This window comes from Streptomyces djakartensis (assembly GCF_014651075.1).
Taxonomy (GTDB): Bacteria; Actinomycetota; Actinomycetes; order Streptomycetales; family Streptomycetaceae; genus Streptomyces; species Streptomyces djakartensis.
Window position 1 is genome coordinate 1 of the sequence record NZ_BMWE01000021.1, and the last position, 21,730, is coordinate 21,730.

Annotated in this window: 20 protein-coding genes and 4 pseudogenes; 7 read left to right on the top strand and 17 right to left on the bottom strand. The window is 71.3% G+C overall.

Going from position 1 to position 21,730, the window contains the following annotated elements:
* The 12 genes and pseudogenes from IE212_RS28285 to IE212_RS35470 form a co-directional block, all read right to left on the bottom strand.
* On the bottom strand, positions 1–256 hold a 256-nt coding region (locus tag IE212_RS28285; RefSeq protein WP_268250803.1), incomplete at its 3' end, for a lyase family protein.
* 123 nt (positions 257–379) lie between these two features.
* Positions 380–1,396, bottom strand: a complete 1,017-nt coding sequence (locus tag IE212_RS28290; protein WP_190200902.1) for an asparaginase — start codon at positions 1,394–1,396, stop codon at positions 380–382.
* Positions 1,397–1,428: 32 nt separating this feature from the next.
* Entirely contained in the window at positions 1,429–2,865 is a 1,437-nt protein-coding gene (locus tag IE212_RS28295) for an amino acid permease (RefSeq protein WP_190200811.1), read from the bottom strand.
* A complete protein-coding gene (locus tag IE212_RS28300) occupies positions 2,862–3,539 on the bottom strand; it encodes a FadR/GntR family transcriptional regulator (RefSeq protein ID WP_190200903.1) in 678 nt (225 codons plus the stop codon). Before IE212_RS28300 ends, IE212_RS28295 begins: the two co-directional genes overlap by 4 nt.
* Positions 3,540–3,714: 175 nt before the next feature.
* On the bottom strand, positions 3,715–4,551 hold the full coding sequence (locus IE212_RS28305) for an undecaprenyl-diphosphate phosphatase (RefSeq protein ID WP_190200812.1): 837 nt from the start codon (positions 4,549–4,551) through the stop codon (positions 3,715–3,717).
* Positions 4,552–4,636: 85 nt separating this feature from the next.
* Positions 4,637–4,984: a fluoride efflux transporter CrcB gene (gene crcB, locus IE212_RS28310; protein ID WP_190200813.1), complete on the bottom strand. Its 348-nt coding sequence runs from the start codon at positions 4,982–4,984 to the stop codon at positions 4,637–4,639.
* Positions 4,981–5,361, bottom strand: coding sequence for a DUF190 domain-containing protein (locus IE212_RS28315; RefSeq protein ID WP_190200814.1), 381 nt, complete (start codon positions 5,359–5,361; stop codon positions 4,981–4,983). The genes crcB (IE212_RS28310) and IE212_RS28315 overlap by 4 nt, the downstream gene beginning before the upstream one ends.
* The gene (gene crcB, locus IE212_RS28320; RefSeq protein WP_190200815.1) at positions 5,358–5,816 is read right to left on the bottom strand and encodes a fluoride efflux transporter CrcB; all 459 of its coding nucleotides are present in this window, start codon (positions 5,814–5,816) and stop codon (positions 5,358–5,360) included. Before crcB (IE212_RS28320) ends, IE212_RS28315 begins: the two co-directional genes overlap by 4 nt.
* A 167-nt stretch (positions 5,817–5,983) precedes the next feature.
* A pseudogene (locus IE212_RS35175) lies at positions 5,984–6,390 on the bottom strand (SMP-30/gluconolactonase/LRE family protein); the annotation flags it as partial.
* 16 nt (positions 6,391–6,406) lie between these two features.
* Positions 6,407–7,219 (bottom strand): annotated as a pseudogene (locus IE212_RS28325) (VOC family protein).
* A gap of 4 nt (positions 7,220–7,223) precedes the next feature.
* Positions 7,224–8,300, bottom strand: coding sequence for an amidohydrolase family protein (locus tag IE212_RS28330; protein WP_190200816.1), 1,077 nt, complete (start codon positions 8,298–8,300; stop codon positions 7,224–7,226).
* Positions 8,297–8,776: pseudogene (locus tag IE212_RS35470) on the bottom strand (FAD-dependent monooxygenase); the annotation flags it as partial. The pseudogene IE212_RS35470 and the gene IE212_RS28330, both read right to left, overlap by 4 nt.
* 75 nt (positions 8,777–8,851) lie before the next feature.
* Between IE212_RS35470 and IE212_RS28340 the strand changes: the two are divergent.
* Positions 8,852–9,538, top strand: coding sequence for an MFS transporter (locus IE212_RS28340; protein WP_373301445.1), 687 nt, complete (start codon positions 8,852–8,854; stop codon positions 9,536–9,538).
* On the opposite strand, the gene IE212_RS28345 is transcribed toward IE212_RS28340, so the two are convergent.
* From IE212_RS28345 to IE212_RS28355, 3 genes are all read right to left on the bottom strand, one after another.
* The gene (locus IE212_RS28345; protein WP_190200817.1) at positions 9,478–9,735 is read right to left on the bottom strand and encodes an ArsR/SmtB family transcription factor; all 258 of its coding nucleotides are present in this window, start codon (positions 9,733–9,735) and stop codon (positions 9,478–9,480) included. The two genes, IE212_RS28340 and IE212_RS28345, sit on opposite strands and share 61 nt — an antisense overlap.
* A gap of 209 nt (positions 9,736–9,944) precedes the next feature.
* A complete protein-coding gene (locus tag IE212_RS28350) occupies positions 9,945–11,495 on the bottom strand; it encodes a glycoside hydrolase family 53 protein (protein WP_190200818.1) in 1,551 nt (516 codons plus the stop codon).
* A 127-nt stretch (positions 11,496–11,622) separates the two neighbouring features.
* Positions 11,623–13,644 (bottom strand): beta-galactosidase, encoded by a 2,022-nt coding sequence (locus IE212_RS28355; protein WP_190200819.1) that lies wholly within the window; start codon positions 13,642–13,644, stop codon positions 11,623–11,625.
* Positions 13,645–13,828: 184 nt separating this feature from the next.
* On the opposite strand from IE212_RS28355, the gene IE212_RS28360 reads away from it, so the two are divergent.
* The 5 genes from IE212_RS28360 to IE212_RS28380 are packed head-to-tail and all read left to right on the top strand — an operon-like array spanning position 13,829 to position 18,456.
* Positions 13,829–15,148, top strand: a complete 1,320-nt coding sequence (locus IE212_RS28360) for an ABC transporter substrate-binding protein (RefSeq protein WP_190200820.1) — start codon at positions 13,829–13,831, stop codon at positions 15,146–15,148.
* Entirely contained in the window at positions 15,145–16,071 is a 927-nt protein-coding gene (locus IE212_RS28365; RefSeq protein ID WP_190200821.1) for a carbohydrate ABC transporter permease, read from the top strand. Before IE212_RS28360 ends, IE212_RS28365 begins: the two co-directional genes overlap by 4 nt.
* Positions 16,068–16,976, top strand: a complete 909-nt coding sequence (locus IE212_RS28370) for a carbohydrate ABC transporter permease (RefSeq protein WP_190200822.1) — start codon at positions 16,068–16,070, stop codon at positions 16,974–16,976. Before IE212_RS28365 ends, IE212_RS28370 begins: the two co-directional genes overlap by 4 nt.
* Entirely contained in the window at positions 16,973–18,004 is a 1,032-nt protein-coding gene (locus IE212_RS28375; RefSeq protein WP_190200823.1) for a LacI family DNA-binding transcriptional regulator, read from the top strand. Before IE212_RS28370 ends, IE212_RS28375 begins: the two co-directional genes overlap by 4 nt.
* Before the next feature lie 56 nt (positions 18,005–18,060).
* Complete coding sequence (locus IE212_RS28380; RefSeq protein WP_190200824.1) at positions 18,061–18,456, top strand: MarR family winged helix-turn-helix transcriptional regulator; 396 nt, start codon at positions 18,061–18,063, stop codon at positions 18,454–18,456.
* Positions 18,457–18,492: 36 nt separating this feature from the next.
* On the opposite strand, the gene IE212_RS28385 is transcribed toward IE212_RS28380, so the two are convergent.
* Positions 18,493–18,894, bottom strand: a complete 402-nt coding sequence (locus tag IE212_RS28385) for an SseB family protein (protein WP_086598811.1) — start codon at positions 18,892–18,894, stop codon at positions 18,493–18,495.
* A gap of 226 nt (positions 18,895–19,120) precedes the next feature.
* Between IE212_RS28385 and IE212_RS28390 the strand changes: the two are divergent.
* A pseudogene (locus tag IE212_RS28390) lies at positions 19,121–19,671 on the top strand (substrate-binding domain-containing protein); the annotation flags it as partial.
* Positions 19,672–19,711: 40 nt separating this feature from the next.
* On the opposite strand, the gene IE212_RS28395 reads toward IE212_RS28390, so the two are convergent.
* The gene (locus IE212_RS28395; RefSeq protein ID WP_190200825.1) at positions 19,712–21,649 is read right to left on the bottom strand and encodes a heavy metal translocating P-type ATPase; all 1,938 of its coding nucleotides are present in this window, start codon (positions 21,647–21,649) and stop codon (positions 19,712–19,714) included.
* Positions 21,650–21,730: the final 81 nt, after the last annotated feature.

Here is a 21,730-nt window from a genome sequence, read left to right on the forward strand (position 1 = left end):
CGTCCCGGATCTCCCGGCAGGCGGCGGCGATGGCGGCGGCCTTCTTCGCGTCCAGCAGGCCGAGTTCCTCGTTGGCGAGCGCGGCGGCCTCCTTCACGGCGGCCAGGGCGTCGACGAGGTGCGGGTAGGCGGAGATGGGCATACCCGTGATGGGGAAGTTCTCGGTGGCCCGCAGGGTGTGGATGCCCCAGTAGGCCTCGGCGGGGACGTCCCGGTCGCCGAGCAGGTCGTGTTCGCGGCGGGTGGCGGCGGTCATGAAGGTGAGAATCCTCTTTCTGGGGAAGAGCAGGAGTGAGTGAGCGCCCCGCAGGGGCGCGGGGAACTGCGCGATCAGCCACAGGGGTGCCGCAGCCGCCGGACGGGGGGATCCGGCATGTCGTCAGGCGCGGGCAGCACCGGCGAGCGGCTCCAGCGAGCGAACGGGCCGCACACGCCCGACCTCCCGGCCTCCCCCGAGCAGCGCCTCGCCCGCGAACTCGGTCAGCAGCTCGGGGTCGACGCCCGCCCTGGCCAGCGCGGCGGCAGCCACCGGCACCCGCGCCCGGTTCGCACCATCCGCGATCTTCACCGCGACGGCCCGGCCATCGGCCAGCGCGGCGACCTGCACTCCCTCGAAGCCGTCCTTGGTGAGCAGCCCGGGCACGGCCCGCATCAGCGCCGCGACGTCCCGGCCGGAGCCGGAGGCCATCTCGGGGTGCTCGCGCATCGCGTCGGCGACACGGGCCTCGGGCGTGCCCGGTGCCGCGGTCGTGATCCGGGCGGTGGCGCGGGCCAGGCCGTGCAGGGAGATGGAGAACAGGGGCGCGCCGCAGCCGTCGACGGTCACCCCTGCGACGCGCTGCCCGGTGAGGTCCTCGAGGATCTCGGCGATGGCCTGCTGGAGCGGGTGGCCCGGGTCGAGGTAGTCCTCCAGCGACCAGCCGTTGAGCATGCAGGTGTAGAGCATGGCCGCGTGCTTGCCGGAGCAGTTCTGGGCGAGCCGTGAGGGCAGCCGGCCCTCCCGCACCCAGGCCTCCCGGACGACCGGGTCGAACGGCATGTCCGGGACGTTGCGCAGGTGGTCCTCGGTGAGCCCGGCGAGGTCGAGGATGCGCCGGGCCCCGGCGAGGTGGCGTTCCTCGCCGGAGTGGCTGGCCGCGGTCAGCGACAGCAGTTCGCCGTCGAGCGGGAGCCCGGCCCGTGCCATGGCCACGGCCTGCACGGGCTTGAGCGCGGAGCGCGGGTAGAAGGCGGCCTCGATGTCTCCGATCTGGAGCTGGACCGCCCCGTCGGCGCCGAGGACGACGACGGAGCCGTAGTGGATGCCTTCGACGATTCCGCCGCGTATGAGGTGGGCGACGGGGGCGTGGACGGGTTCACGGACAAGGGGTGCGTCCGCGAGGGAACTGCTGAACATCACTGCCTGTTTCTCGTGGAGCGGCGCGTCGCTCACGCGTCGGCTCCGGTGGTGGACTTTCGAGCGACACGGCCGCGGATGCCGAACCATCCGGCGACCAGTGCCCCGACGATCAGCGGCAGGCACAGCACGGTGGTCCGTCCCGCGCCGCCGTCGGCGTACATGAGGACCAGGACGGAGGCGAGGAACGCCAGCGTCACGATCTCGGTCCAGGGCGATCCCGGCAGCCGGTAGCCCGGGCGGGTCAGCTCGCCCTTCTGGGTCTTCTGCCAGAAGAGGAGGTGACAGATCATGATCATGCCCCAGGTGGCGAGGATGCCGATCGCGGCGAAGTTCAGCACGATCTCGAACGCCTCGGCGGGCACGACGAAGTTGAGGCCGACACCCAGCACGCAGATGCCGCTGGTGAGCAGGATGCCGCCGTACGGGACCTGGCTGCGGCTCATCACGGAGGTGAACTTCGGCGCGGATCCGGACATGGCCATGGAGCGCAGGATGCGGCCGGTGGAGTAGAGGCCGGAGTTGAGGGAGGACATCGCGGCGGTGAGGACGACCAGGTTCATCACGCCGCCGGCCGCGGGGACGCCGATGTTGGACAGCACGGTGACGAAGGGGCTCTCCCCCGCCGTGTACTTGTTCCACGGCAGCAGCATCGACAGCAGGATGACCGAGCCGACGTAGAAGAGGCCCACGCGCCACATGATCGAGTTGATCGCCTTCGGCATGATCTTCTCGGGGTTCTGGGTCTCACCGGCGGCGACGCCGACCAGCTCGACGGAGGCGTAGGCGAAGACGACACCCTGGATGATCAGCAGCATGGGCAGCATGCCGTGCGGGAAGACGCCGCCGTTGTCGCTGATCAGGGACGGGCCGGGGCTGTGGCCGTCGACGGGGTGCTGGGTGACCAGCAGGAAGATGCCGATGCACATGAAGACGACGAGCGCGCCGACCTTGATGATCGCGAACCAGAACTCCAGTTCGCCGAATATCTTCACCGAGATCAGGTTCACGGTGAGCACGACGGCGAGCGCGATCAGCGCGATCACCCACTGCGGGATGTCGGAGAACATGCCCCAGTAGTGGGTGTAGGTGGCCACGGCGGTGATGTCGGCGATGCCGGTGGTCGCCCAGTTGAGGAAGTACATCCAGCCCGCGGTGTAGGCGCCCTTCTCCCCCATGAACTCACGGGCGTACGACACGAACGCGCCGGACGAGGGACGGTACAGGACGAGTTCGCCGAGGGCACGTACGACGAGGAAGGCGAAGAGGCCGCAGACCGCGTACGCGATGAACAGGGACGGGCCGGCGTCGGCGAGGCGTCCGCCGGCGCCGAGGAACAGGCCGGTGCCGATGGCGCCGCCAATGGCGATCATGTTGACGTGCCGGGACTTGAGGGACTTGCTGTAGCCCGCGTCGCCGGCGTCGACGTGCGCCGGCTTGTGTACGGCTTCCTTGAGTGACTCGCTCACGCCTCGGGTCCGCCTTCCGTGGGGCTGTCCGTGCGCGGGGGACGCACGATGTCGGTGAGGGTGGTCTCGACGCGGTCGAGGTGGTGGGACATGGCCTCCACCGCGTCGTGTTCGGAACCGTCGGTCAGCGCCTCGACGATGGCCCGGTGCTCCCGGTTGGACTGCTCGCGACGGCCGCCCAGCTCGTTGAGGAAGGCCGACTGGCGTGCCAGCGCGTCCCGGATCTCCTCGATGACTCGGCGGAAGACCGGGTTCTGGGCGGCCTCGGCCACGGCGAGATGGAACAGCGTGTCCATGGCGACCCACGCGGTGGTGTCCGTCTCCCGCTCCATCCGGTCCAGCAGGTGGGCCAGATGATCGAGGTTCTCCGGGGTGCGGCGCCGCGCCGCGTACCCGGCGACGGGGATCTCGACGTGGCGGCGCACCTCCAGCAGGTCGCTGGCCGAGTAGTCGCCGAACGTGGGGTCCTCCACGGTGCTGGCGACGACGAAGGTGCCCTTGCCGGTCCGGGACACGGTCAGACCCATGGTCTGCAGCGCCCGCAGCGCCTCGCGCAGCACGGGCCGGGAGACCTCGAGGGTCCGGCACAGCTCCGCCTCGGAGGGGAGCTTGTCACCGATGGCGTACTCGCCGCGTTCGATGGCGCCGCGCAGGTATTCCAGCACCGCTTCCATGGCGCTGACGCGACGCACAGGCTGTCCGGCTGTCCGGCTGTCTGACAGGTTCACGGTGGTGATCCTGGGGGGCGCGGGAGGTGCCTGTCAAGAGTCCGAAAGGAATCGTTCAGGGGGCCGGAAGCCTGCGTTCAGGCGCCCGGCACCCTGGCCCGCGCGGGGCCCGCGAGGGCGGTCAGCTGTGGATGGCACCCGTCCCGAGCAGGCCGAACAGCAGCACTCCCACGGCGATCCGGTAGATCACGAAGGCGTTGAAGGAGTGCTTGGCGACGAACTTCAGCAGCCAGGCGATGGAGCCGTAGGCCACCACGAAGGACACGGCCGTTCCGGCGGCGAGCGGAGCCGCGCCCACGCCGGTGCCCAGGGCGTCCTTGAGTTCGTACAGGCCCGCGCCGGTCAGGGCGGGGATGCCGAGGAAGAAGGAGAGCCGGGTGGCGGCGACGCGGTCCAGGTCGAGCATGAGGGCGGTGGACATGGTGGCGCCGGAGCGGGAGAAGCCCGGGAAGAGCAGGGCGAGGATCTGGGAGCTTCCGACCAGCATCGCGTCCCTGAACGAGGTGTCGTCCTCGCCGCGCTTGTGCCGGCCCGTCCGGTCCGCTACCCACATCACCCCGCTGCCGGCGATCAGTGAGCCGGCCACCACCCACAGGGAGGCGAGCGGGCCCTGGATGAGCGGCTTGGCGGCGAGTCCTGTGAGGACGATCGGGACGGTCGCGCAGATGACCCACCAGGCGAACTTGTAGTCGTGGCGGTACCGCTGCTCACGGTCGCGCAGGCCCCTGACCCAGGCGGAGACGATCCGCACGATGTCCTTGAAGAAGTACACGAGCACCGCGGCGATCGCGCCGACCTGGATGACGGCCGAGAACCCGACCACCGCGTGGTCGTCGACGGGGATGCCCATCAGCCCCTCGACGATCTTCAGATGGCCGGTGGAGGAGACGGGCAGGAACTCGGTCACCCCCTCGACGGCTCCGAGGACGACGGCCTGACCGACGTTGATGACGCTCATGGGATCCCGTTCTGTGCGGGGGCGTACGGCAGCGGAGAGGACCGTCTTACTACACGCCGGCGAGAACGGAGCTCATGGACGCGCGTCACATACGGACCAGTGCCGTCCCCGCGGACGCCGCGGCGAGACCGGCCGTCACGCTGGCCGCGACGTTGAGGAAGGCGTGCAGACGTGCCCCTGTCTCCGCCAGTCGCAGCGTCTCGTAGGAGAACGTCGAGTACGTCGTCAGGGCCCCGCACAGGCCGGTGCCGAGCAGCAGCTGGAGCTGCCCGGCGGCTCCGGTGAGCAGGCCGAGGATCAGGCAGCCGGTGACGTTCACCGTGAAGGTGCCCCAGGGGAAGACCGAGTCGTGCCGGGACTGCACCGCCCGGTCGGTGAGGTAGCGGAGCGGGGCGCCGACCATCGCGCCGCCGACGACCAGCAGCCAGTTCACGACGACTTCTTACCCTTCGTGTCCGTTGTGCCGGGAATGCCCTCGCGTCCGGTGTACCGGACGACCTCGCAGTCCTCGAGGGTCACCAGCCCCTCGGTGACGATGTCGTCGAGCTGCGGCAGGAAGGCGCGGACGCGTGGTGCGGTGTCGACGATCACCACCGCGACCGGCAGGTCCTCGCTCAGGGACAGCAACCGCGTGGTGTGGATCAGGGAGGAGGCGCCGAAGCCCTCGACGCCGCGGAAGACGCTGGCGCCCGCGAGGCCCGCCGCGTGGGCCCGGTGGACGATCTCCGAGTAGAGGGGCTTGTGATGCCAGGTGTCGTTCTCGCCGACGAAGACGGTCAGGCGCAGGGCACTGCCGGTCAGCCTCGTCATGGCTGCCTCCGTTTCAGGACGCGGCGGGCCGCTCCGGTCGCCAGCCACACCGCCGTGAGGGCCGCGAGAGGGGTCGCCGCGAGGTAGGCCAGGCCGGTCGCGGCATGGCCACCGTCGATCAGCTTCCGGATGTCGACGGCGTACGTCGAGAAGGTGGTGAAGCCGCCGAGGACGCCGGTGCCGAAGAAGGGGCGGACCAGCGGGTGGACGGCCCTGGCCTCGGTGACGAGCACCATGAACACGCCGATCATGGCGCACCCGGCGATGTTCACCCAGAGAATCGTCCAGGGAAAGCCTCCCGCGGGCGCGGGCCACCCCAGGGAGGCCGCGTACCGGGCGGCGGCGCCCGCTCCCCCGCCGAGGGCGACGACCGCGACGACGGGCGCCTGGGCACGCCAGGAGGGCATACGCCGAGCGGGAGCCGGAACGCGGAGGCCCTCTTCGGGGACTGTCATGGTGGTACGTCTCCTACTCGCCGGAGCCCGGGGCGTGCGGGCGGGTGCCGTCGCAAGTAGGGACCGTTGGCGGCTTCCTCGCCGCGGTTCGGGTACGGCGGGCCCCACCGCCGCGCCGCGCCAGGTGCTCACGGCGCGTTCAGGTTAACCCCGGGGGCGGACCGGGGTCACTTCGGGGCGGGTGGCTCGCAGACCGCCACACCCGGCTCCCAGAGGCTGCCCGGCACCAGGTGTCCGGCCGTCTCGCGGACGCTGGTGACCATGCGGAAGCCGGAGCGGCGCCGGGCCGGGTGGTGGACGACGCGGCCCGCGTCGTCGAAGGCCAGGACGGCGATCGTGCGGTGGGGCGGAACGGGGCGTGTACGGCCATGCGGACCGGCCCGTCCGGCGCGACCCGGACCGGTCCGTCCGGGGCGCCGCGCCAGAGGTCGTCGGGCATGCCCGGGAGGTGCTCGGCGAAGGGCTCGACGCGGCCGGTCTCCGGCCCGGTGAGCCAGTAGCGGGTGAGCCGGCGGGCCCCGGTCCCGGCGACGACGAGGAAGAGCTCGGCGGCCGCGGCGGCCAGCCCGTCGGCGGGCCGTGCCCGAGTATCAGGACCGCCTTTCCTTCCAGCCCATTCGATTCCCCTCCGGACTCGAAGCAGCCGAATCCGCAGCGGCTGGACTCAGAGCGTCCGAGATGGACTTGACGCCGCCGTGCGCGGTGAGGCCGCCGTCGACCGTGATCTCGGCGCCGGCGCGCATCACGCGGCCGGAGCCGCGCATGTACTCGTCCAGACCGCGCATCTCGAAGGAGACGTGGTGCAGGGAGGTGTGCGGGCCCTTGGCGATGGCCATGGAGTGGTGCTGGTTGCTGATGCGCATGAAGTGCATCGCTTCGCCCATCTTCGGATGCATCAGCGTGTCGGAGAGCCGGAACCCGAGGTGATGCTCGTACCACTCCCGAGTGCGGTTCAGATCCGGGGAGTTGAGGACGACGTGCGACAGCTTGACCGGGATGGCCTACTTCTCCTCGATCTTGCGGTGCTGCCGGACCTCGACGTCCGCGGAGACCTCGATGGTGCGGCCGTCGACGTCGAAGAAGCGGAAGCCGTAGCCGCCGCCGGGTGCGTCGGTCTTGCCCGGCTGGGAGATCAACTGCACGCCTCCGGCGAGAAGTCGATCGGCGAGGGTGTCCACGTCCGGCACTGAGGCCGCTCCGTACGAAACGAGGTCGAGCCGCTTCTCGTCGGCCTTGCGCAGCCGCACGACGTACTGCTCCGGCGAGCCCTCGGCGGCCAGGAACGAGATCCCGGAGTCCTCGGCGACCTTGGTCAGGCCCCACACGCCGGCGTAGAAGTCGAGCTGCTTGTCGTAGTCGGGCACGGCCAGGTCGACATGCCGCAGATGGGTGAGCAGACGCATGATGTCAGTCCTTCCGAAGGAGGGCGGCGGCATTGCCGCCTCGTACGGCATGGAAGTCCGGGTCGGACAGCCCCGCCGCGCGCAGTGCGCCGACGGGGTCCTCGGTGCCCATGTCGAAGGGGAAATCGGAGCCGAGCAGTACACGGTCCGCACCGACCGCGCCGATCAGTGCCCGCAGTACCTGCGGATCGTGGACCAGGGAGTCGAAGTACAGGCGCTTGAGGTAGCTGCTGGGCAGGTGGGCGCAGCCCGCGCCCGCGTCGGAGCGGGCCGACCAGGCGTGGTCGGAGCGGCCGATGTGGGTGGGCAGATAGCCGCCCCCGTGCGCGGCGACGACCTTCAGCTCCGGGTGCCGGTCCAGCACGCCGGAGAAGATCAGGTGCGAGAGCGCGACGGCGTTCTCGGTGGGCTGGCCGACGGTGTTGGACAGGTACCACTGGTCGAGGCGCTCGTCGAGCGTGCAGCCGAAGGGGTGCAGGAAGAGGATCGCGCCCGTCTCCTCGGCCCGGGTCCAGAAGGGTTCGTACGCCGGATCCGACAGCTCCCGGCCCGGCGCGTGCGAGGAGATCTCGACACCCAACAGGCCCATACCCATGGCGAGTTCGAGCGCGCGCACCGCCGATTCCGGGTGCTGCAGGGGGACGAGGCCCAGACCGTGCAGCCGACCGGGCGCCTGGGCGCAGTGGGCGGCCGTCGCCTCGCCCGCGAGCCGGTACACCTTCTCCGCCGTCTCCTCGTCCGCCCAGTAGTGGTAATGCGAGGGGGACGGGCTGACCAGCTGGACGTCCACGCCCTGCGCGTCCATCGCGGCCAGTCGTACGGCGACGTCCGTCAGCCCCGGGATGCGCTCGGCGACCATGGGGCCGCTGACGGCCAGGGCCGCGGGCCCGTTGCGGCGGGCGTCGAGGGCCTTGGCCTCCGCCAGGCCCGGCAGGCCGGCCACCAGGGCCTCGACCTCGCGGATCAGGACGTGCGCGTGTACGTCGACGGTCGGGGAAGTGCGCGCGTCGGCGCTCGGCGAGGGGCGGTGGTCGGGCTGGGGGCGGCTCCCGGCGGTAGCCGGGGGCGGGTGGGCCGTCACGGCAGCTCCTTGAGCACCGGCATGGTGGCGTCCAGCAGCCCCGGCACGTCACCGGGCACGCCGTCGAGCTGCCACTGCCCGATCTGCACGGACGCTTCGACGACCATCCGGACCCGGTCGATCCGCCGCTCGTAGTAGCGCGTGAGCAGTTCCTCGTCCCACGCGGATCCGCTGGTCAGCAGCTGGGACAGCACCCAGGCGTCCTCCAGGGCCATCGCCGCGCCCTGGGCCATCGTGGGCGGGCAGCAGTGTGCGGCGTCGCCGACCAGGACGACCCGGCCCCGGTGCCAGGACCCCTCGACCAGCATCCGGTCGAACCAGGTGTAGTTCACCTGCGCCGGGTCGGTGAGCGAGTCGCGGATCTCGTCCCAGGCACCGCCGTAGCCCTCGGCGAGGCGGCGCATCTCCTGCGCGTAGGACTCCGGCGGGATCGTGGCGCGGTCGCGGCCGGCCTCCACCAGATAGGCGTAGATCGTGCCATGGCCGCCTTCCTGCCGCGGCCGCGACCAGCCGACCGAACGGACGAGCCCTCCCCCGCCGCCGCGGAACCGATGGCCGAGCGGCCCTTCCCCTGGCGTCCGCTGGCCGGCCCCTGCGCGCTGACCCTCTTCGGCGCCATCCTCTTCTACACCGTCCAGGTGGAGATGGCATTCCTCCTGAACGACATGGGCGTGAGCAACCCCGGCGTGATCGGACTGGCCACAGCCGGCTCCAGTGCAGCGGTCGTGATCGGCGCCGTCGTCTTCGCCAAGGCCGGCCGCAGCCCAGAAGCCTGGCTGCCCACCGCCTTCGGCCTGTCCGCCCTCGGCTTCGCGGTGATCTGGCTCGCCCCCAACCCCGTCGTACTGATCGCCGGCGCGGTGATCAACTGCCTCGGCAGCGGCATCATGCTGCCGAGCCTGCTCACCCTCGCCATGTCCAAGCTCCACTTCGCCGACCGCGGCCGCGGCACCGGCCTGTGGACGGGCTTCTTCTTCCTCGGCCAGTTCATCTGCCCGCTCGTGGTCCTCGCGCTCACCTCCGCCGTCGGCACCCTGGCGAACGCCCTGGGCGCACTCGCCCTCGCCGGGGCTGTCGCCACCGCCGCACTCGGCCTCGCCGCCCGGCGCCGCCGGACGGGAGCCACCCCGGAACCGGATCCAGCAGACGGCGGGCTGACCCGCACCGGCGCCGATCCCTACCAACCCTTTTCGAACATGCGCGCGACCTCGGCGATCCGCACCTCGTCGCGGTGGTAGCGCACTGGGCCGTCCGACCGGCTGGTGCGGAGCATGCCGGTGGCCTCCAGCAGCCGGAGGTGGATGACGGCGACCGGGCGGGGCATCGAGAACCTCTCTGCGACGGCGTCCGCGGTGACGCCGCGGTCGGCGGGTCCGGGCTCCTTCATCCAGGCCAGGATGCGCAGCCGCGTCTCGTCGGTGGGAGTCCTCAGCATGTCGCACCCCTGCCTCGCGGCTGACGTCCTCATGGCCGCGTCTTCCCACTGTCTCGCAGTCGGCAGCGCCGCGTCCGGCACTCCGCGTCCTTGACCGATACCCAACCGCCGCGCGCCGGTGAGGAGTTCGGCCTGTTCGGTGTTCCGCGCGCGGGAACGGGGCGGGGCCCGGCCGCAGGGGTGCGACCGGGCCCCGCCCTCCCGCCGGGTCAGCGGTGGCGGAACCAGGACGTCGACGGCAGCGCCCGGTCGTCGTAGCCGAACAGTGCCTGGTTCTCCCAGGCGTTGCCGGAGGCGGCGTCCGTCGGGTCCCAGCCGTTGCCGCCGACGGCGGTCCAGGTCGCCTCCCAGTAGAAGACGCCGAGGCCGCGGCCGCCCGGTACGGCCTCCACGATGCTCGCCACGTCGTTCATCCAGCGGGTCTGGCCGGCCACGCTCGCCGGATAGCCGGAAACCAGTTCGCCGCCGGTGTCGATGATGTTCTCGTGGGAGTCCTCGCTGTCCAGGCGGAACGGGTAGGCGGTCTCGGCGACGAAGACCGGCTTGCCGTAGCGGGAGGCAGCGTCGTCGAGGGTGGTCTGGAAGTCGGCCAGGGTGCCGTGCCAGTACCCGTAGTAGGACAGGCCGATGGCGTCGAACCGCACGCCGGCGGCTCGGGCGTTGTCGAACCACCAGCGGGTGCCCTCCAGGTCACCGCCCTTGGCGAGGTGCAGGGCGACGGTGGTGGACGAGTCGACCGCCTTGACCGCGTCGTAGCCGGAGCCCAGCAGGCCGGCCAGCTGGGGCCAGTTGGAGGTGGATCCCTCGTTCCACAGCATGCCGCCGTTGATCTCGTTGCCGATCTGGACCATGTCGGCGGTGGTGCCCTGCGCCTTCAGGGAGTTCAGCACGTCGTACGTATGGTTGTACACGTCCGTCCTGAGCTGACCGTAGGAGTGCCCGGACCAGGCGGCGGGCTTGTCCTGACGGCCGGGGTCTGCCCAGAAGTCCGAGTAGTGGAAGTCGACCAGCAGCTTCATGCCCTGCGCCTTGACCCGCTTGGCCATGGCCAGGACGCGGGCCTTGTCGTTGTAGCCGTCGGCCGGGTTCACCCAGACCTTGAGGCGCGCGTAGTTCATGCCGGACGACTTGAGAATCGCCAGGGCGTCACCGGCCGTGCCGGAGCTGTCGCGGTAGACGCCGCCCTTGGCTTCGCTCTTGGGCAGCGACGAGACGTCGGCACCCTTGATCGACGTGCCGGACGTGCCCGGCGTGAACGTCAGGTCGTCGACATTGATCCAGTTGCCGGCGCCTGCGTCACTGTTGATGCTGATGGTGCACTGGTTACCGGTCACACGGACCGGCACGACGATCCGGATCCACCCGCTCGCCGACACCGGAAGGTCGGTGCGCTGTTCGGCGCCGCCGCAGTTCCTCAGCGCTATGTAGGCGGACTTCTGCCCGCCGCCCGAGCGCACCCAGGCGGTGAGCCGGTAACCGCCGTTGGCGAGTCCGGACAGGTACTGGTAGGTCTCCACCTTGTAGGCGGTGGAGGCCCAGTGGCTCAGGCGGTAGCCGCCCGTGTGGCCGCCGGACTCGGTGAACGAGGCGCCGGTGTCGCCGTACTCGGACCAGCCGCCGGGGGTGGCCGCTCCCGAGCCGCCGGCCTCGAAGCCTCCGTTCGTGAGGGTGCTCGCGGCCTGGGCGGGCAGTGCGGTGAGGGCGAGCCCCGCCGCGAGCGGGAGCAGCAGGGCTCTGAGTGTGCGTCTGGGATGGAGCATCGCCGTCCGTCGTCCCTTCGACGTGGGGTGTGGGAGTGCCCCTCGCCGGGAGGAGGGTGAGGGGCCCCTCCGCCCGCGGCTCGTGGCTCACGCGGGCGGAGGGAGTCGGTTCGGCCGTCCGGTCGGTTCAGCCGTCGAGCCGCACGACCCGGACGGCTCCGGCCGGGACGGCCAGCCTGCCCGCGGCCCGTTCACCGGTCAGCAGCTCGGTGCCGGGGGTCTCCAGCGCCACCTTGGTGTCCGAGCCGGTGTGGTTGACGGCGAACAGGTACGTGCCCGACTCACCGGTGCGGCGCACCACTTCGACGTCCCGGGGCAGATCGGCGCGCGGGGCGAGCCGCGCGTCCTCGATCGCCTGGGCGAGGAGGGCGTCCAGGCCGTCGGCGCCGAACCGGGTGGACAGGTACCAGGCGGTGCCCTCGCCCAGGCGGTGCCGGGTGACGGCGGGCCGGCCGGCGGTCAGGCCGTCGGCGTACGTCAGGACGGTCTCGGCGCCGCGCGGCACCACGAACTCCGTCCACACGTCGGCGTCCAGTTCGCTTTGGTCGGGACCGGTGACGCGCACCCGTTCACCGGGCAGCAGGGGAGAGAACTCCTCGACGGTGAGGCCGAGCACGTCCCGCAGCGGGCCGGGGTAGGCGCCCTCGTGGACGGCGTCGTGCTGGTCGACGATGCCGGAGAAGTACGAGACGACCAGCGTGCCGCCGCGCTCCACGTACGCCCGCAGGTTGTTCCCGGCCGCCCTCGTCATCAGGTAGAGGGCCGGTACGACGACAAGGGGATAACTCGACAAGTCGGCTTCCGGGTGGGCGAAGTCGACGGTGAGGTGCCGGTCGTAGAGGGCCTCGTAGAAGGCGTCGGCGCGCTCGCGGGCGTCGTGGTCCTCGCTGGGACGCCAGTCCAGGTTCTGCGCCCACCAGGAGTGCCAGTCCCACAGCACGGCCACGTCGGCCTCGGTACGGGTGCCGCGCACGTCGCTCAGCGCCCCCAGTCCGGCCCCGAGTTCGACGACCTCGCGCCATACGCGGGTGTCGCGGCCGCCGTGCGGGACCATCGCCGAGTGGAACTTCTCGGCGCCGCGCCGGGACTGGCGCCACTGGAAGAACAGGGCACCCTCGGAACCGCGCGCCACGTGCGCGAGGGAGTTGCGGGCCATCTGGCCGGGCGCCTTGGCGGGGTTGCGGGGCTGCCAGTTGACGCCCGAGGTGGAGTGTTCGAGCAGCAGCCAGGGGGCGCCGCCCGCCACGGAGCGGGTGAGGTCCGCGGCCATCGCGAGGTTGACGTGGGTGCGGCGGCCGTCGGTGATCAGGTAGTGGTCGTTGGTGACGATGTCGACCTCGCGTCCCCAGGCCCAGTAGTCGACGGAGTCGCACTGGCTCAGGGCCGTCATGAAGTTGGTGGTGACCGGGACGCCCGGCGAGAGGCGGTGCAGGATGTCCCGTTCCCTGCGGAAGTTCTCGCGCATGGTGGCGTCGGCGAACCGCTTGTAGTCCAGCGCCTGGCTCGGGTTGACGGCCGTCGGGGTGAGCCGGGGCGGGTTGATCTGCTCGAAGTCGGTGTAGCGCTGGCCCCAGAAGGCCGTGCCCCAGGCGTCGTTGAGGGCGTCGACCGTGCCGTAGGCCGTCGCCAGCCAGCGGCGGAAGTGCGCGGCGCAGGAGTCGCAGTAGCAGGCCGAGACGGGGACGCCGTACTCGTTGTGCACGTGCCACATCGCCAGGGCCGGGTGGTCGCCGTAGCGCTCGGCGAGCTTGGTGGTGATGGTGGCGGCGGCCGTGCGGTAGTCGGCGTTGCTGTGGCAGATGGCGGCGCGGGAGCCGAACTCGTGGCGCGCGCCCTCGGCCGTCACGGGCAGGGCCTCGGGGTGCGCGCGGTAGAACCACACCGGCGGGCAGACCGTGGGCGTGGCGAGGTCGACGCGGACGCCGTGCTCGTGCAGCAGGTCCAGGATCCGGTCGAGCCAGCCGAAGTCGTAGTTCCCGGGCGAGGGTTCCAGCAGCGCCCAGGAGAAGATCCCGACGCTCACCATGGTGACGCCGGCCTCCCGCATCAGCCGGACGTCCTCCCGCCAGACGCCTTCCGGCCACTGCTCGGGGTTGTAGTCCCCGCCGAAGGCGAGCCCGGTGAGGCCCTTGGGGGTGGTCTCCGGCATGGATGCTCTCCCGGTCGGTCGATCAATTGGGAACGTGCACACACAGCGATGCACCGCGCAGGCCAACATAACCGCACAGCAACAATCATTGACAAGTGTCCGTGCTGTTTCTCTACTGTGAACGCTCACAGAAGCATGGCAGGTCCTCGCAGCAGGCGAGGACCCCAGGTCAGGGGAGAGATCCATGCCGTACACGAAGCGCCGCCGCCTCGTGAGATCCGCCGTAGCCCTGGTGCTCGGCACCACCGCCCTCGCCGCCTGCGGCACGGAGTCCGGGGACAGCGAGGGCGGCTCGGGCCCGGTCTCGCTGACGTACTGGACCTGGACGCCCGGCATGGACAAGGTCGTGGACCTGTGGAACAAGGGGCCGGGCAAGGAGGACCAGATCACGGTCACGGTGAAGAAGCAGGCCTCCGGCGACACGCTGATCACCAAGATCCTCACCGCGCACAAGGCCGGCAAGGCCCCCGACCTGGTGCAGGCGGAGTACCAGGCGCTGCCCACGCTGGTCAGCAACGACGCCCTCGCGGACATATCGGAGAACGTGGGCGACGCCGAGAGCAGCTTCGCCGACGGTGTCTGGCAGCAGACGACGCTCGGCACGGACGCCGTATACGCCGTCCCGCAGGACATCGGGCCGATGATGTTCTTCTACCGCGAGGACCTGTTCAAGCAGTACGGCCTGTCGGTCCCGACGACCTGGGACGAGTTCGCCGAGACCGCCCGGGAGCTCAAGAAGGCGGCCCCCGACAAGGACCTCACCACCTTCTCCGCCAGCGACTCCGGGCTCTTCGCGGGCCTCGCCCAGCAGGCCGGCGCGAAGTGGTGGACGACCTCCGGCGACCAGTGGAAGGTCTCCATCGACGACCCGGCGACGCGGAAGGTCGCCAAGTTCTGGGGCGGCCTGGTCAAGGAGGGCGCCATCGACAACCAGCCCATGTACACCCCCTCCTGGAACAAGGCGCTCAACACCGGCAAGCAGATCGCCTGGGTCAGCGCCGTGTGGGCACCGGGCACGCTCACCACCGCCGCTCCCGACACCAAGGGCAAGTGGGCCATGGCCCCGCTCCCCCAGTGGTCGGCCGCCGAGAACCGCACCGGCAGCTGGGGCGGCTCCTCCACCGCCGTCACCACGGACTCCGAGCACCAGCGGGCCGCCGCGAAGTTCGCCGCCTGGCTGAACACCGACAGCGAGGCCCTGAACGCGCTGGCCAAGGAGAGCGGCATCTACCCCGCCGCCAAGAACGCCCAGACCAGCGGCGCCTTCCTCAAGCCGCCGGCCTACTTCTCGAACCAGGCGGACTTCTACGCCAAGGCCGCCGACATCGCCGAGACCACCGCGCCCTCGGCCTGGGGCCCGAACGTGAACGTCGCCTACACCACCTTCAAGGACGCCTTCGGCGCCGCCGCCAAGAACAAGTCGGACTTCGGCGCCGCCCTGAGCGAGATGCAGGCCGACACCGTCGCCGACATGAAGAAGCAGGGCTTCGAGGTCGCTCGGTGAAAAGCACGGCACGCCGGGAGTCGTACGGGGTCAAGAGGGCCCCGTACGCCTTCCTCCTTCCCGCGACGATCCTGTTCGCGCTGTTCTTCGCGCTGCCCATCGGCTACGCGGTCTGGCTCAGCTTCCACAAGGTGAAGGTGTCCGGGCTCGGACTCGGCTCCGGCGCCCGCAGGGAAGTCTGGGCCGGTCCGGAGAACTACACCGACGCCCTGACCGACAGCGAGCTGGTGCACGGGGCCCTGCGGGTGCTGGGCTACGGCTGCATCGTGGTCCCCGTGATGCTGGGCCTCGCCCTGCTGTTCGCGCTGATGCTCGACACCGAGAAGGTACGGCTCGCTCCGCTCACCCGCCTCGCGATCTTCCTGCCGTACGCCGTCCCCGGGGTGATGGCGGCGCTGCTGTGGGGCTTTCTGTACCTGCCGGACGTCAGCCCCTTCTACTTCGTGCTCGACAGGCTGGGACTGCCGCAGCCGGACCTGCTGGACGGCGGACCGCTGTACCTGGCGCTGTCGAACATCGCCGTGTGGGGCGGCACCGGCTTCAACATGATCGTCATCTACACCTCGCTCCAGGCGATCCCGGCCGAGGTGTACGAGGCGGCGAGGCTGGACGGCGCGAGCCCGCTGCAGATCGCCCTGCGGATCAAGATCCCGATGGTGGCGCCCTCGCTGGTACTGACCTTCTTCTTCTCGATCATCGCCACACTCCAGGTGTTCAACGAGCCGACCACCCTCAAGCCCCTCACCAACTCCGTGTCCACCACGTGGAGTCCGCTGATGAAGGTGCACCGTGACGCGTTCGGCGACGGCGACACCCACAGCGCCGCGGCACAGGCCGTGATCATCGCGATCGCCACCCTGCTGCTGTCCTTCGGCTTCCTGCGAGCCGCGAACCGACGTCAGAAGCAGGAGGCCGCCCGATGAGCTCACTCGCCGTCCCCCAGACCGACCCGGTGGCGGGCAGCACGCCCGGCGCCGCCCGGGGGCGCCCGCCGCTGCGCCGCCGGACCGCCCTGATCCCCACGGTCACCCTGCTCCTGGGAGCCCTCTACTGCCTGCTGCCGGTGGCCTGGGTGGTCATCGCGGCCACCAAGTCCGGCCGTGAGCTGTTCTCCACGTTCACCTTCCTGCCCGGCACGGGCTTCGCCGGCAACGTCCGCGATCTGAGCGCCTACCGCGACGGCGTCTACTGGCAGTGGATGGGCAACTCCGCCCTGCACGCCGGGCTGGGCGCCCTGCTGTCGGCCTGCGTCTCGGCGCTCAGCGGCTACGCGCTGGCGACCTACCGTTTCCGGGGCCGCGAGACGATCTTCAGCGTGCTGCTCGCGGGTGTGCTGATGCCGCCGGTGATCCTGGCCGTCCCGCAGTACCTGCTGCTGGCGGAGGCCGACCTCACGGACTCCCTCCTGTCGGTCCTGTTGCCGCAGATCCTCTCTCCGTACGGCGTCTACCTCGCGCGGGTCTACGCCGCCGCCGCGGTGCCCGCCGACGTGGTGGAGGCCGGGCGGATGGACGGGGCGAGCGAGTGGCGGATCTTCACGCGGATCGCGCTGCCGATGATGATCCCCGGCATGGTGACGGTGTTCCTGTTCCAGTTCGTGGCGATCTGGAACAACTTCCTGCTGCCGTACATCATGCTGAGCGACGACGAGAGGTTCCCGATCACGCTCGGCCTGTTCACGCTGCTGGAGCAGGGCGCCAACTCCCCGGCGCTGTACACGCTGGTGATCACGGGCGCGTTCCTCGCGGTGCTCCCGCTGGTCGCTCTCTTCCTGGTCATCCAGCGGTTCTGGAGTCTGGATCTGCTGTCCGGAGCCGTAAAGTCATGACCATGAACGCTGCGGGAGGCAGGCGCAGGCCACCCACGATCCACGACGTGGCGCGCGAGGCGGGGGTCTCGCGCGGCACCGTCTCGCGTGTGCTCAACGGCGGCCACTACGTCAGCCCGGCCGCCCAGGAGGCGGTCAACGCGGCCATCCGCAGGACGGGGTACGTCGTCAACCGGCACGCCCGCTCCCTGATCACCGGGCGGTCCGACTCGATCGGCTTCCTGCTCACGGAACCACAGGAGCGGTTCTTCGAGGACCCCAACTTCAACGTGCTGCTGCGCGGCTGCACCCAGGCGCTCGCCGCGCACGACGTCCCGCTGCTGCTGATGCTGGCGGGCACCGGGGACGAACGGCGGCGCATCGCGCGGTACATCACCGCCGGGCACGTGGACGGGGTGCTGCTGGTCTCCAGCCACTCCGGCGACCCGGTCGCCGAGCAGTTGCGCGCGGCCGGTGTACCGCTGGTGGCGTGCGGGAAGCCGATCGGGCTCGGCTCGAAGGTCAGTTACGTGGCCGCCGACGATCGCGACGGCGCCCGCGACATGGTGCGTCATCTGCTGTCGCTCGGGCGGCGCCGGGTGGGCATGGTGACCGGCCCGCTGGACACCCCCGGCGGTGTCGAGCGCCTGGCCGGCTACCGGGAGGTGATCGCGGACGCGGGCCTGGAGTTCGACGAGCGCCTCGTCGTCCCCGGCGACTACAGCCGGGCCAGCGGCGAGGCGGGCGCCGAGCGGCTGCTGGCACAGGCCCCCGAGGTGGACGCGGTGTTCGTCGCCTCGGACCTCATGGCCCAGGGCGTACTGGCGGCCCTGCAGCGGGCGGGGCGGCGGGTGCCGCAGGATGTCGCGGTCGGCGGCTTCGACGACTCCCCGGCCGCCCTGGCGTCGAGCCCGCAGCTCACGACCATCCGGCAGCCCTGGGACCGCATCAGCACGGAGATGGTCCGGGTGCTGCTCGCGCAGATCGGGGGCGAGGCTCCGGCGGCGGTGATCTTGCCGACGGAGCTGGTGAAGCGGGAGTCGACGTAGACCCGCACCCCACGCACTGCATGTATGGTCATCGAACAGCGGTGTACGGTTCCGATATGGCGGCGAAAACGGCTGGTGCGCGGCTCGAGGAACGCTGGCGGGACATCCTGTCGGCGCATGCCCGAACGATGTGCGAGATCGACCGGGTGCTGCATCCGCACGGCCTGGGCGCGTCGGACTTCGAGGTCCTGGACATTCTCGCGACCGCGGCGCCCGAGGTGGGCGAGCAGTGCCGGGTGCACAACCTGGTCGGGCGGGTTCATCTCAGTCAGAGCGCGCTGTCGCGGCTCATCGCCCGGCTGGAGAAGGACGGGCTGGTGACGCGTTCCGTGTGCGCGGAGGACCGGCGCGGCGTGTGGGTGTCCCTGACGCCGAAGGGCCGTGACCTGCACGCCGAGGTGCTGCCGCTGCAGCGGGCCGCACTGGCCCGGACGCTGGGCGAGGGCACATAGCCCACCCCGGCGTCCGGCCCCGGGTCTCGGCCTGTCCTACGGGCGTGCCAGCAGGGTGCGCACTCCCTCCGAGGTGAGCGTCAGGCGGTGTTCCGAGCTGCCGTCGATGGTGAGCGACAGGTCGTCGGCCGGCCACTGGGCGGCGAGGGCGCCGAGCGGCACCAGGCGGTAGCGGGACACGAACGGCAGCAGCCCGGCCATCTCCACCTCGGAGGTGAACACGGGCACCACCGGTTCGCCGCCCGGCTGCTCCAGCACCGGAAGTGCCACCGCCGAGGGGTTGGCCGCGTCGGCGTCGTTCGCGTCGTCGGGCACGGGGATGAGCACGTCGCTGTTGGCGAGCGCGTCCAGAGCCGCCGCGTCCTCCGTGTTGTCGGCGAGGACGTCCAGAGCCCGCTGGGCGGGCGTGGGCGTGGGGTCGTTTGCGGGTGTCTCCATGGCAGATTCCCTGATAGCGGCGGTCGTGCGGCCTGCCCGGGACAAGATCCGTCCCGGACACGGTTCTGCTCGCGTACCCGATCGAGCCTGGGGCAATCCTGCTGGATCTTGAAGGTTCGGCAGACGGTGCGGAGGGTTCGGGGATCAGCGGGGTGTGGCGGGAGGGCAGGGCGTGGATGCTCGGGGTGATCTCCTTCGACGCCGCCCGGTACGGGCCCCCGTCCATACTCCCCTGGTCGTGCTGGAGAACGCCCTGGACGACGACACTCCCCTGATCACCGGCGACTCCCGCACCGGCGCCCGCAAGGCCACCGAGCACCTGCTCGGTCTGGGCCACCGCACCGTCTGGCACATCGCCGGCCCGGCCGGCTGGACCTCCGCCGACCACCGGCGGGCGAGCTGGCAAGCCACCGACGAGCGGCGCCGGAACGTCCGCACCGGCCGCCTTCAGCGTGGGCCTCCGGCTGGCCCGGCGCCCGGAGGTGACGGCCGTGTTCGCGTCCAACGACCAGATGGCCCTGGGGCTGCTGCACGCCCTGCACGAGTCCGGGCGGTCCGTCCCCGGGGGACGTCAGCGTGGTGGGCTACGACGACATTCCCGAGGCCGCGCATCTGCTGCCCCCGCTGACCACCGTCCGCACCGACTTCGCCGAGAACGGCACCCGGTCCCTGCGGCTGCTGCCGGACCGTATCGACGGCCCCCGAGAGCGGCCCCGGGTGGACGGCCTGGCCCCCGTCGACCTGGTGGTGCGGGACAGCGGCGGCCCGCCGCGCTGAAACCGCTCGGTCAGGCGCTTGTCTCGGCGGCCGCCCGCTGTCAGGCGGTCTCCCGCAGCAGGCGCAGGCCGTTCAGGCCGACCAGGACCGTGGAGCCCTCGTGGCCGGCGACGCCCAGCGGCAGGGGCAGGGTCCCGGCCAGGTCCCAGGCGACGAGGCCGGCGATGCACGCCCCGGCGATGACGAGGTTCTGGACGACCAGACCGCGCGCGCGGCGGGAGAGGGCGACGGTGGCGGGGACCGTGGAGAGCTCGTCGCGCACGATCACCGCGTCCGCGGTCTCCAGGGCGAGGTCGGAGCCCGCCCGGCCCATGGCGACGCCGGTGTGCGCGGCGGCCAGGGCGGGCGCGTCGTTGACCCCGTCCCCGACGACCAGCACCCTGCGTCCGGCGCTCTCCATGTCCTGCACCGCGGCCAGCTTGTCCTGCGGCAGGAGGCCGGCCCGCACGTCGTCGATGCCGGCCTCGGCGGCGAGGCGTGCGGCGGCTCGGGGATTGTCGCCGGTGAGGAGCACGGGCGTGGCCCCGGTGAGGGTGGTGAGCGCGGCGACCGTGGCGGCCGCGTCCGGGCGCAGCCGGTCGGCGATGCCGAGCAGGCCGGCGGGGGTGCCGTCGACGACGACCAGGACTGCGGTACGGCCGGACTCCTCGAGTTCCGCGACGGTCGCCACGGCGTGGTCCAGCAGGCGGTCCGGGGCGCCCACGGCGACCGTGCGGCCACCGACGACGGCGGTCACTCCCACCCCGGGAGTCGACGTGAAACCGTCCGCGTCGGGCAGGTCGAGGCCACGCTCGCGGGCCGCCTCGACGACCGCACGGGCCAGCGGATGTTCACTCGGCCGTTCCGCCGCTGCCGCCAGCGTCAGCAACTCGCTCGCGTCGAGTCCTGACGCGGCGAGCGGCCGGACGTCGGTGACACGCGGGCTGCCCTCGGTCAGGGTGCCGGTCTTGTCGAGCGCGACCGCGTCCGTCTGGCCCAGCCGCTCCATCACCACCGCCGACTTCACCAGCACGCCGTGCCGTCCGGCGTTGGCGATGGCCGACAGCAGGGGCGGCATGGTGGCCAGTACGACCGCGCACGGGGAGGCAACGATCATGAAGGTCATGGCGCGCAGCAGCGACTCGGTGAACGGCGCGCCGAAGGCGAGCGGCACCAGGAAGACGGCCGGCGTCGCGGCCACCATGCCCAGCGAGTAGCGCTGTTCCACCTTCTCGATGAACAGCTGCGTGGGCGCCTTGGTCTCGGACGCCTCCTGCACCATGCGGACGATCCGGGCGATCACCGAGTCGGACGCGTCGCGCTCGACCCGGATCCGCAGGGCGCCGGTGCCGTTGAGGGTGCCGGCGAAGACGTCGTCGCCCCGCTCCTTCACCACGGGGAGCGGCTCGCCGGTGATGGTCGCCTGGTCGACCTCGCTTGCCCCGTCCAGTACCCGGCCGTCCGCGCCGACCCGCTCCCCCGGGCGGACCAGCACGGTGTCCCCGAGACCCAGTTCCTCCACCGGCACGGTCTGTTCGCCGCCGTCCGGGGTCAGCCGGGTGGCGGTGGCGGGGGCCAGGTCGAGCAGGCCGCGTACGGAGTCGGCGGTGCGGGCGGTGGCCAGTGCCTCCAGCGCGCCCGAGGTGGCGAAGATGACGATGAGCAGGGCGCCGTCCATCACCTGCCCGATGGCCGCCGCGCCCAGGGCGGCGACGACCATCAGCAGGTCGACGTCGAGGGTGCGCTCCTTCAGCGCCTTCAGTCCCTCCCAGCCCGGCTCCCAGCCACCCGTGACGTAGGACAGCGCGTACAGCGGGCCCCAGGTCCAGGCGGGCGCGCCGGTCAGCTGGAGGGGCAGCCCGAGCAGGAAGAAGGCGGTGGCGGCCGCGGCCCAGCGCGCCTCGGGGAGGGCGAGGACCCGGGTACGCCGCCGGGCCACCGGTCCGCGACGGGAGGACCGCGGCCGGTCGACCGGCCGCGGTGTGAGGGTGGAAGTCATCGGGGGGTCCTTCTGGCGGGGGCGCGTCAGGCCCCTCACCATACAGGAACACATGAAGACTCATTCATTCCTTCATGCGTC

Excerpts from the sequence above, each read along its gene's own strand:
- IE212_RS28395 (WP_190200825.1), bottom strand. The coding sequence starts at position 21,649 with ATGACTTCCACCCTCACACCGCGGCCGGTCGACCGGCCGCGGTCCTCC.
- IE212_RS28385 (WP_086598811.1), bottom strand. The coding sequence starts at position 18,894 with ATGGAGACACCCGCAAACGACCCCACGCCCACGCCCGCCCAGCGGGCT.
- IE212_RS28360 (WP_190200820.1), top strand. The coding sequence starts at position 13,829 with ATGCCGTACACGAAGCGCCGCCGCCTCGTGAGATCCGCCGTAGCCCTG.
- IE212_RS28345 (WP_190200817.1), bottom strand. The coding sequence starts at position 9,735 with ATGCTGAGGACTCCCACCGACGAGACGCGGCTGCGCATCCTGGCCTGG.
- IE212_RS28290 (WP_190200902.1), bottom strand. The coding sequence starts at position 1,396 with ATGTTCAGCAGTTCCCTCGCGGACGCACCCCTTGTCCGTGAACCCGTC.
- IE212_RS28370 (WP_190200822.1), top strand. The coding sequence starts at position 16,068 with ATGAGCTCACTCGCCGTCCCCCAGACCGACCCGGTGGCGGGCAGCACG.
- crcB (WP_190200815.1), bottom strand. The coding sequence starts at position 5,816 with ATGACAGTCCCCGAAGAGGGCCTCCGCGTTCCGGCTCCCGCTCGGCGT.
- IE212_RS28350 (WP_190200818.1), bottom strand. The coding sequence starts at position 11,495 with ATGCTCCATCCCAGACGCACACTCAGAGCCCTGCTGCTCCCGCTCGCG.
- IE212_RS28340 (WP_373301445.1), top strand. The coding sequence starts at position 8,852 with ATGGCCGAGCGGCCCTTCCCCTGGCGTCCGCTGGCCGGCCCCTGCGCG.
- IE212_RS28305 (WP_190200812.1), bottom strand. The coding sequence starts at position 4,551 with ATGAGCGTCATCAACGTCGGTCAGGCCGTCGTCCTCGGAGCCGTCGAG.
- IE212_RS28315 (WP_190200814.1), bottom strand. The coding sequence starts at position 5,361 with ATGACGAGGCTGACCGGCAGTGCCCTGCGCCTGACCGTCTTCGTCGGC.
- IE212_RS28300 (WP_190200903.1), bottom strand. The coding sequence starts at position 3,539 with ATGGAAGCGGTGCTGGAATACCTGCGCGGCGCCATCGAACGCGGCGAG.
- IE212_RS28375 (WP_190200823.1), top strand. The coding sequence starts at position 16,973 with ATGACCATGAACGCTGCGGGAGGCAGGCGCAGGCCACCCACGATCCAC.
- IE212_RS28380 (WP_190200824.1), top strand. The coding sequence starts at position 18,061 with ATGGCGGCGAAAACGGCTGGTGCGCGGCTCGAGGAACGCTGGCGGGAC.
- IE212_RS28355 (WP_190200819.1), bottom strand. The coding sequence starts at position 13,644 with ATGCCGGAGACCACCCCCAAGGGCCTCACCGGGCTCGCCTTCGGCGGG.